Origin of the sequence: uncultured Bacteroides sp. (assembly GCF_902491285.1) — a bacterium.
Taxonomy (GTDB): domain Bacteria; phylum Bacteroidota; class Bacteroidia; order Bacteroidales; family Bacteroidaceae; genus Bacteroides.
Genome location: NZ_CABUHK010000143.1, coordinates 1 through 6,634 on the forward strand (window position 1 = coordinate 1; position 6,634 = coordinate 6,634).

5 protein-coding genes are annotated in these 6,634 nt (G+C 46.0%); 4 read left to right on the forward strand and 1 reads right to left on the reverse strand.

Annotation, left to right across the window (positions count from 1 at the left end; translation table 11 throughout):
• Positions 1-281: 281 nt before the first annotated feature.
• From RDN93_RS21270 to RDN93_RS21285, 4 genes are all read left to right on the forward strand, one after another.
• A complete protein-coding gene (locus tag RDN93_RS21270; protein WP_308747325.1) occupies positions 282-896 on the forward strand; it encodes a YigZ family protein in 615 nt (204 codons plus the stop codon).
• A gap of 49 nt (positions 897-945) precedes the next feature.
• Positions 946-1,815 (forward strand): C39 family peptidase, encoded by an 870-nt coding sequence (locus tag RDN93_RS21275; RefSeq protein ID WP_308747326.1) that lies wholly within the window; start codon positions 946-948, stop codon positions 1,813-1,815.
• Positions 1,816-1,867: 52 nt separating this feature from the next.
• On the forward strand, positions 1,868-2,953 hold the full coding sequence (locus RDN93_RS21280; RefSeq protein WP_308747327.1) for an HpaII family restriction endonuclease: 1,086 nt from the start codon (positions 1,868-1,870) through the stop codon (positions 2,951-2,953).
• A 65-nt stretch (positions 2,954-3,018) separates the two neighbouring features.
• Positions 3,019-3,588 carry a nitroreductase gene (locus RDN93_RS21285; RefSeq protein ID WP_308747328.1) on the forward strand — a complete coding sequence of 190 codons (570 nt, stop codon included), beginning with the start codon at positions 3,019-3,021 and terminating at the stop codon, positions 3,586-3,588.
• Positions 3,589-3,784: 196 nt separating this feature from the next.
• Here the strand turns inward: RDN93_RS21285 and gcvP are convergent, their stop codons facing one another.
• Positions 3,785-6,634: an aminomethyl-transferring glycine dehydrogenase gene (gene gcvP / locus RDN93_RS21290; RefSeq protein WP_308747329.1), complete on the reverse strand. Its 2,850-nt coding sequence runs from the start codon at positions 6,632-6,634 to the stop codon at positions 3,785-3,787.

Here is a 6,634-nt window from a genome sequence, read left to right on the forward strand (position 1 = left end):
CTATGTTCCTAATTTTCAAATAAATAATTCTAACCCTTATATCGAACTCACGTTATTTAATAAAATCAAGCGGTCGAACCGTTACAATCATACAGTCGATTGTAGCAGTTCGACCGTCCGTTTATAATAGAATAACCGTTTGTTTGTAGTAAAACAATCGCTCATTTGTACTGAAACGACCGCTTGTTTGCATCAATTCGAACGTATATTGATGAACGAACATCACTTAATATTTCCAAATGATAGATTGAATTTTCTCAATAAAGCCGTATCTTTGTGCCATGACTGCTGAAGATACTTATAAAACCATCACTGAACCTTCCGAAGGTATTTATACAGAAAAGCGAAGCAAGTTCATTGCTATCGCACTTCCTGTGCGTACAATTGACGAGATAAAGGTACATCTTGAAACGTATCAAAAGAAGTATTATGATGCCCGGCATGTCTGTTATGCTTATATGTTGGGTGCGGCACGCAAGGATTTTCGTGCCAATGACAACGGGGAACCTTCCGGTACGGCAGGCAAGCCTATTCTCGGGCAGATTAACTCCAATGAACTGACGGATATTCTGATTGTCGTAGTCCGTTATTTCGGAGGAATCAAGCTGGGTACCAGCGGATTGATTGTGGCTTACAAAGCTGCCGCTGCCGAAGCTATCGCTGCCGCTACGATTATAGAGAAAACGGTGGATGATGATGTGACGGTCATGTTCGAATATCCTTTTATGAATGATGTGATGCGCATTGTGAAAGAAGAGGAGCCTGAGATTCTCAACCAGTCGTATGATATGGATTGCAGTATGACGTTGCGGATTCGCCGCTCGATGATGCCGAAACTGCGAGCACGACTGGAAAAGGTGGAGACTGCACGGATTCTTGATAATGGAGAGAATTGATGTGCTGAAAGTCGTTGTTGTTGAGATCGGTCGATTAGATTGAAATTGAATGAGAAAGAAAAACTACATATTTTTTATTCTGCTTTCGGGCTTTTCTGCATGGGGGAATACCTGGGTTTGTGCACAGGAGACTCAGCATATTCAGGAGACTCGGAAACCCCAGGAGGCCCGGAATACTCAGGGAACTCGGAAGGCTCAAGAGATTCTGAAGTTAGCCCCCAATAATATTCCTGTTCCCTGGTATTCGCAGAAAATCACGGGATGCCCTTATTCGCATTGTTCCCTGGCTTCCTCATTAATGGTATTCGACTATTTCAAGGGGATGACGACTGACAAACAACGGTCGGCTCAGGATGCTGAAAAGAAACTGGTGGAATATCAACGGAATTACTTCCTGAAAAAGCATGCTCCTTTCCGTCGGCGTACTTCGATAGGGCAGGGTGGTTATTATGCTTTTGAGATAGATTCACTGGCCCGTTATTACGAAAATATGGTAAGTGCCGAGCATTTCCAGCAGAAAGATTACCGGATATTAAAGGATTATATCGACCGTGGTATTCCTGTATTGGTGAATGTGAGATATACAGGTGCGGTGCGTGGCTTGCGTCCCGGGGCGAGAGGACATTGGATGGTACTTCGTGGGATTGATGATAAACACGTGTGGGTGAATGATCCCGGTCGTTCGCCGGAGATGCGGAGCAAAGGAGAAAATATCTGTTATCCCATAAAGAAACAGCCGGGCAATCCTTCTTATTTTGACGGATGCTGGACAGGACGTTTTATTGTGGTTACCCCTAAGGAATGGATACGCAATTCACTCTTTGCACAGGTAGGAAAATTGCCGCCATTAGAGGAAGTGATGTATGTGGTTCCACCTTTTGTCTCGTCTGTGGAATTACCGCGGGTTATCAGTCAATAAAAGCATAACTCAATTATAAAACATAATTAGTAAAATAAAGAAGAACAAGATAATGGCATTTGAAGCAACTAAAAAAGAATGGTGTGAACTTTATACTTTCTTCCGCTTGTTAGCAGATGGGAAAGTGGTACTAGGTACGGCAGAGGCGAAGGCGGGAGAAGTGTTCTGGCCTGTTGCAATGATTCAACGGGAAGAACATGACGGAACGCGTCGTTACTATATTGAAGAAGAGACAATCCGCATTGAAGGAGCAACAGGCGTAAAATCCATGCCTCGTGAAGATTTTGGTATTGTTGCCGGACTGATCTTACAAGCTGTCAAGTCTTCTTCGGAGAATGACGTGACTTCGCCGGACGGAGTGGAAGAATTTCTCGATGAAGCGGGTATTTTTGACTTGGAGGCGAAGACGGAAGACCGGACAGACTTCTCCGTTGCCTTTTGGCATCCGGAAGCACCGGTGAGAGGTTTTAATGTCCGTTCACGGTTGAGTGCTATGAATCCGTTGCTGGACGGTGGACGTGCGGCGAATCTGAAACTGGAGCAGAGTGGAATTAAATTTGCCACTCCTACGGTGAACAAGATTAATGCTTTGCCCGAATCTCCTAATGAAGTGTCCGAGCGGATGATGATGATTGAACGTTTGGGCGGTGTACTCAAATATTCGGATGTGGCCGATAAAGTATTTCGTAGCAACCTCTTGATGATTGACTTGCATTTCCCGCGTGTATTGGCGGAAATGGTGCGTATCATGCATTTGGATGGCATATCCCGTATCAGTGAGCTGACGGAGATTATCAAACAGGTGAATCCGTTGAAGATTAAGGATGAGTTGATTAACAAGCATAAGTTCTATGAGTTTAAGGTGAAGCAGTTCTTGATGGCATTGGCGTTGGGCATGCGTCCTGCGAAGATTTATAATGGACTGGATTCGGCTGTGGAAGGTATTCTCTTGGTAGATGGGAGCGGGGATGTACTCTGTTATCATAAATCGGAAAAGCAGGTTATGGAAGATTTTCTGTTCCTGAATACACGTTTGGAGAAAGGTTCTTTGGAAAAGGATAAATACGGGTTCCTGGAAAGGGAGAACGGGGTTTATTATTTCAAGTTGAATGCAAAGATTGGTCTGGTTAAAAGATAGGCCCTGAACAGGCAGGCTTAAATAGGATAAGCTTAAAACGAGATAGGTTCTAAACATAGGATAGTATGAAAACAAATGAGATTTTAGAAAACATCAAAGCACGTCGTAGTGTACGGGCATATACGAATCAGCAAGTTTCAGAAGAGGATTTGCAGGTGGTTCTGGAAGCGGCAACTTATGCTCCGAGTGGGATGCATCTGGAGACGTGGCATTTCACGGCTATTCAAAATATGGATAAATTGACGGAACTGAATGAACGTATTAAAGGAGTTTTCGCAAAAAGTGAGGATGCCCGTTTGCAGGAACGTGGTCATAGTAAGACTTATTGCTGCTATTATCATGCTCCGACTTTAGTCATTGTCTCTAATGAGCCTGCCCAATGGTGGGCAGGGATGGACTGTGCCTGTGCGATAGAGAATATGTTCCTTGCCGCTCAATCTTTGGGAATCGGTTCTTGTTGGATTAACCAACTCGGAACGACTTGCGATGACCCCGAAGTGCGTGAGTTCATTACTTCATTGGGAGTGCCCGAAAATCATAAGGTGTATGGCTGTGTGGCATTGGGATATGCTGACCCAAAAACTCCGATGAAAGAGAAAAAAGTGAAAGCGGGTACGGTAACGATTGTCAGATAGAGAATATCCGGTTGCTTACCATTCCCGGGGACGACACCTCAACGCTTCTGAACCCACGTTTCATTTTCCTGAGTCGGCGTTTTATGGTTCTTAAAGCGGCGGTTTACAACATTTAAAGCGGCGCTTTAGGACTCCTAAAACGCCGCTTTAGCTTTTATAAAACGCCATGCTCTCCGAGATGCCTCAGAGGTGCATATCAATCGAATGTTCCGTAACGGGTCGGCAACAATTTGCGGTCTCCTAACGTATTATCTACACGTGCCACGTTTATCCAGAATTTATTCTCACGTACACTCTCTATCGGATAAGCAGCTTTCTCGCGTGTGTATGAATGTTCCCAAAGGTCATTGACCACTTCATATTCGGGGTGCGGAGCATTAATCAATACATTGTCATTCTTGTCTGCTTCACCATTCTTCACTTCCTGAATTTCTTTCCAGATATTCAGCATGACATCTACGAAGTTGTCCAGTTCGGCAAGGCTTTCGCTTTCCGTAGGCTCAATCATCAATGTGCCGTGAACGGGGAAAGAAAGGGTAGGGGCATGGTAGCCGTAATCCATCAGACGTTTTGCGATGTCATTCTCCGAAATACCTGTCTCTTCGTGTACTTTGCGACATTCCAGAATCATTTCGTGTCCCACAAAACCGTTTGCTCCGCAATAGACGATACCATAAGTGTCTTTCAGGCAAGCAGCCAGATAATTCGCATTCAGAATCGCTATTTTGGTAGCCTGTGTCAGACCGTCCGTACCCATCATGCGGATATATCCGTATGTGATAGGCAGAATGCCTGCACTTCCGAACGGAGCCGAAGAAACCTGGTTTTGTGCATTTCCGAAGATGCCATGTCCGGGCAGGAAAGGAACCAGATGTTCTGCTACGCAGATAGGGCCTACTCCCGGGCCGCCGCCGCCATGAGGAGAAGCGAATGTCTTGTGAAGATTCAGATGGCAGACATCAGCGCCAATAAATCCCGGATTGGTCAGTCCTACTTGTGCGTTCATGTTAGCGCCATCCATGTATACTTGTGCACCACACGCATGGATAATATTGCAAATCTCCTTTATCTCCGTTTCAAAAATACCATGAGTAGAGGGATAGGTAATCATTAATGCGGCTAATTCATCCTTATTCTCTTCTGCTTTGGCACGCAAATCGTTCATATCCACATTTCCTAACTCATCGCAGGCACAAGTAACGGTCGTAAATCCTGCCTGAATAGCCGATGCGGGATTCGTCCCGTGAGCCGATGCCGGAATCAGAACTTTGTTCCGATGTCCCTGGCCGATACTCTCAAGGTAAGCTCGAATCACGCGAAGGCCGGTATATTCGCCCGCAGCACCCGAATTCGGTTGTAGGCTGACTCCTGCAAAACCGGTGATAATCTTCAAATCCTCACTCAGGTTCTTTATCAGTTCGCGGTATCCTTCTGCCTGGTCTTCGGGAACCAACGGGTGCATACCCATGAACTCTGAACAACTTAAAGGCAGCATCTCCGAAGCAGCGTTCAATTTCATCGTGCATGAGCCGAGGGAAATCATAGAGTGAGCCAGTGAAATATCCTTGCGGTCCAAACGTTTGATATAACGCATCATCTCCGTTTCCGTATGATATTTGCTGAATACTTCGTGAGTAAGGAAAGGACTCGTCCGTCTCAAAGCCTTGTCGATGATGCTTTTCTCGGGAATATCATCTACCTTCTGATAATCTTTTCCGGCAGCGATGGCAAAGATGGAAAGCAACACATTAGCGGCTGCAATATCCGTAGTTTCGTCAATGCTGAAACCTACATCCCCATTCTCATAATAGCGCAGATTTACCTCTTTGCTAAGTGCAATCGTACGAATCTGCTGTGCCGAAACGTGTTCGGGCAGTTCAAAACGCAATGTGTCGAAATATTGTGCGTTTACTTGGGTATATCCGAATTTCTTCAACTGCTTGTCGAGGAATACGGTGATACTGTGGATGCGCGAAGCAATGGTTGAAATACCTTCCTGCCCGTGGTAAACGGCATAAAAGCCTGCCATTGTAGCCAACAGGGCTTGTGCCGTACAGATATTCGATGTCGCTTTTTCCCGCTTGATGTGCTGTTCGCGTGTCTGCAAAGCCATGCGGTAACAGAGTTTGCCGTATTTATCTTTCGACCATCCGATGATACGTCCCGGCATATTCCGTTTGTATTCGTCCCTTGTGGCGAAGTAAGCGGCAGACGGGCCGCCATAGAACATCGGTGTGCCCAGGCGCTGGGTCGTTCCGAATACGATGTCCGCTCCCCATTCTCCCGGTGGAGTCAGCAGGGCAAGACTCAGAATATCGGCTGCGACAGCTACTTTGCATTCGGCTGCATGCGCTTTTTCTGTAAATGCGGTATAATCTTCTACGTTTCCGTTGGAATTAGGGTATTGCAGGATGCAGGCGAAGACTTCCGGTGAGGGTTCAAAATCTTTATATTTGCCTACGCGCAGTTCGATACCTTGTGGTACGGCACGTGTAGTCATGACAGCCAGTGTTTGCGGGAAGACATTTTCGTCAACGAAGACTACGTTTGCACCCGATTTCTGTTGGGTGCGGGAACGCAGGGCATACATCATGCTGACAGCTTCGGCAGCGGCAGTTCCTTCGTCCAGTAGCGAACAGTTGGCAAGCGGCATGGCAGTAAGGTCACACACGGCTGTCTGGAAATTCATCAATGCTTCCAGGCGTCCTTGCGACACTTCAGTCTGATAAGGAGTGTAGGAAGTGTACCACACCGGATTCTCGAATACATTCCGTTGGATAACGGCAGGTGTAATCGTATTGTACCAGCCCAGACCGATATAGGTGGTGTACAGTTTGTTTTTACTTGCCAGTGCGGCGATGTGTTTTCCAAATTCGTATTCCGTCAGCGGACTCGCCAATGCTAACGGCTCTTTCAGCCGGATATTGGCAGGAATTGTTTTATCAATAAGTTCGTCCAGTGATTCTACTCCAATTTTGCGGAGCATCACGGCTGTGTCTTGTTCATTGATGCCGATGTGACGGCTAGCTAACAAATCGGTTTTCAT

Excerpts from the sequence above, each read along its gene's own strand:
- RDN93_RS21280 (WP_308747327.1), top strand. The coding sequence starts at position 1,868 with ATGGCATTTGAAGCAACTAAAAAAGAATGGTGTGAACTTTATACTTTC.
- RDN93_RS21275 (WP_308747326.1), top strand. The coding sequence starts at position 946 with ATGAGAAAGAAAAACTACATATTTTTTATTCTGCTTTCGGGCTTTTCT.
- RDN93_RS21270 (WP_308747325.1), top strand. The coding sequence starts at position 282 with ATGACTGCTGAAGATACTTATAAAACCATCACTGAACCTTCCGAAGGT.
- gcvP (WP_308747329.1), bottom strand. The coding sequence starts at position 6,634 with ATGAAAACCGATTTGTTAGCTAGCCGTCACATCGGCATCAATGAACAA.
- RDN93_RS21285 (WP_308747328.1), top strand. The coding sequence starts at position 3,019 with ATGAAAACAAATGAGATTTTAGAAAACATCAAAGCACGTCGTAGTGTA.